General features: G+C 59.1%; 3 protein-coding genes and 1 pseudogene. 1 reads left to right on the top strand and 3 read right to left on the bottom strand.

Going from position 1 to position 2,545, the window contains the following annotated elements; genetic code table 11:
- Nucleotides 1–89: 89 nt before the first annotated feature.
- Complete coding sequence (locus RM96_RS29900; protein WP_039015359.1) at nt 90–440, bottom strand: DUF2958 domain-containing protein; 351 nt, start codon at nt 438–440, stop codon at nt 90–92.
- Nucleotides 441–766: 326 nt separating this feature from the next.
- On the opposite strand from RM96_RS29900, the gene RM96_RS38025 reads away from it, so the two are divergent.
- Nucleotides 767–1,210, top strand: a complete 444-nt coding sequence (locus RM96_RS38025) for a helix-turn-helix domain-containing protein (protein WP_052279838.1) — start codon at nt 767–769, stop codon at nt 1,208–1,210.
- A gap of 688 nt (nt 1,211–1,898) precedes the next feature.
- Here RM96_RS38025 and RM96_RS29885 read toward each other — a convergent pair.
- Both RM96_RS29885 and RM96_RS29880 read right to left on the bottom strand, forming a co-directional pair.
- Entirely contained in the window at nt 1,899–2,210 is a 312-nt protein-coding gene (locus RM96_RS29885; protein ID WP_039015358.1) for a DUF736 domain-containing protein, read from the bottom strand.
- A 247-nt stretch (nt 2,211–2,457) separates the two neighbouring features.
- Nucleotides 2,458–2,545: pseudogene (locus tag RM96_RS29880) on the bottom strand (IS5/IS1182 family transposase); the annotation flags it as partial.

Below are 2,545 nucleotides of genomic sequence, written 5' to 3'. Positions count from 1 at the left end.
TCTTTCCATGCTGGTTACGCCCCTGCTGCAACCAATGAGGCGCAGCAGAGGGCTGCCGGGCCGGCTACCGGAGTGGCCGGCGGGTTCGGTCAGTCGGGTATCGAACCGTCAAGCTGCGCCAGCTGCGCATACGCCGATAGTGATCGCGTAGGCCGGAAGTACAAGTCGCGAAGAACCGGTCTTTTGAGCGGTCCAACGATGGATGCGAGGTCAGACAGCCTTACGTGGCCCAATTCGGGCATGCCGATACCCACGTCGCACAGCCCATAGGCGGTGTCACCATCGGCCGGGTCCAGCGTGGCCAACAGCCATGTCGCATGCGCGTCCGGGGTAAACAGCCGTACCACGGGCGGCGGGTCGCCAGCGTGGCCGGCTGCGTATGCCTGCCCGTTTGTGAGCAGTTGTGCGCGTTGTTCCGCAGTGATGAGGGTGTAATTCATGGTTGCAGACTCCCGAAAGTTTCAATTCACAGTGGAGGGCGAAGAAACGCTGATGGGCTGCGCCGGGGCCTCACAGTGGCTCCGAGCTGCGTCCCCGTCGGCATGTATGCACTGCGGCGCCCGGCATCCGTAGATGACCGACTAGGCGAACGTGATCCTTGGCAGGAAATGGCTTCGACCGCACGACATAGAGCGACGCACACATTGTAGTCATTTGCGTTGTATACGTATACGCCTACAATTCAAATAATGACAACGTAGGTGCTATAGACGCTAACGTTGTAATCATGGATATATCGTCACTTTCATAAGGGCGAGTCCGTGGCATGACGTCACTACGGCAGACGTTTGCGCAAAATTTGAGGAAGTATCGGGAACTGAGGGGTTACACGCAGGATGCGCTAGCAGCGTTGATCGAGGTTGACCGCACAGCGGTCAGCCGCATTGAAAGACTCGCGCCAAATCTCACCCTCGAAAAAGTCATTAGCCTGGGACAGGCACTGGACGTACATCCGTCCCAACTGCTCACTAGTGCCAGCAGCGAGGAGCACCAGAGTATCCGGAGATACTCTGGCGTAAGGGATGTCAGCGCAACGGTACGTGCGTTGCGCACCGACATGAAGTTGTCCCAGCGCCAACTTGGTGACAAGGTTGGCCTCGATCGCAATCACGTCTCCAGAATAGAAACGGGTGAGGCCAATCTCGCCTTGGATACGCTCGAAAGAATCATCAAGGCGCTAGGCGCAGATATCACTAAAGTGCTGGGATAGCCCAACCGTTGCCGAGCAATTTGGGAAGACGCGGCCAGCAGAACCGGAAGATCGCTCGAACGGCGATATCCGGTGGGCAATCTGCAATTTCTGTCTGGACCGTACATCGGCTTAGCGGCACCGGAGAAGTGCAGTTGTCAACCGATGTTTCTTACGACCGCTTGCGGCAATCGTGTAGGCGCCGCCGCGCGAACCCACATAGCAGACATGTTGATCTGGGCCGCCGTCGCCTTGAATCAGACTGACATAGTCACAATGCGGCGCAGCGACCTTTGACTAGAGGCTCCTCCCGTGCTTGGGGCCATTGTAGGGACCCTGAAATTCGACGACGCACGACACTCGCGTCCGCCAAAAGCGCGAAAGCGTGATGCCAGATTTGCGCATTCGTACACAAGCACGTATCAAAAAACCTCGGAATCGTGCAACCACAGAAGCACGGAAGCGAAGTTGCGGTAGCCAGGCCAAGGCACGGATGCGGTCACCGTGATCTGTTGGAATCCGGAAATGCGGATTCCAACAGAAGCCGTAAGCAGCTCAATCAACCGAAACGGCGACCAGTTTCTGGCGCAGGTGCACCAGAAACTGGAGGCGATCTTTAAAGAGCGCGACACGCCGTAGGCGCGCGGGCGATGCTGCGGGCTAGCAGCATCTGCGCCCCGCCGCAATGGGCGGGGCGTCTTGGCGGCTGTCAGGCCGCCGGCTTGCTGCGCGACCAGATCAGGTTGTGCGTACCATCTTCTTCCTCGATCAGCCGGGCGTAGATCGTCGCCGGGAACGAAGGATCATCGAGGGTCACGGACAGGTAGGGCCGCTCGGACTGGCTGACTTTCTTCCACGCCGCGCCGATGTCGTAGCCGCCAGCCGCCTGGATGCGGAAGTCGGGGGCGTTCTCGCTGGTCTTGTCGTTGGGAAGAAACCTGACCTTGACGTTGAGCGTCAGGGTGCGAACCGTGCCGGTGAAGCCGTCGTTCTGCGCGGTAAAGTTGCCGATGTTAGCCATGATGCGTTCTCCTTTCGGGTTACCCAAGGTCGCGCCCATCGCGTCCTTGTTGTGATCCGATCAGCGGGGGCCGGGCTGGCTGCATCGCGTGCGGCCGACACGCAGTGGAGGACCTGGAGGCGCAAACAATTTGCTGCGCGAGGAAGCCGCGCAGCGGCGGGGAAATTGTTGGTGCCGAAGGTTGCGGCCATGAAGACCGAGGCGCAGCCGCGCCCCTGCCAGGATGCACAACAGCTAAGAGACCGTTTCAAAAAGACTGCTCCGTACGTCTGAAGATGTTCCAGCAGACGAGGGAGCAACCGAGTTTGAGGAATGCTTCGTGAATGTCGGCCCGA

This window comes from Cupriavidus sp. IDO (assembly GCF_000812465.1).
GTDB lineage: Bacteria > Pseudomonadota > Gammaproteobacteria > Burkholderiales > Burkholderiaceae > Cupriavidus.
Note: the sequence above shows the minus strand (reverse complement) of the source record. Positions and strands in the feature narration are given on the sequence as shown.

Excerpts from the sequence above, each read along its gene's own strand:
- RM96_RS29900 (WP_039015359.1), bottom strand. The coding sequence starts at position 440 with ATGAATTACACCCTCATCACTGCGGAACAACGCGCACAACTGCTCACA.
- RM96_RS38025 (WP_052279838.1), top strand. The coding sequence starts at position 767 with ATGACGTCACTACGGCAGACGTTTGCGCAAAATTTGAGGAAGTATCGG.
- RM96_RS29885 (WP_039015358.1), bottom strand. The coding sequence starts at position 2,210 with ATGGCTAACATCGGCAACTTTACCGCGCAGAACGACGGCTTCACCGGC.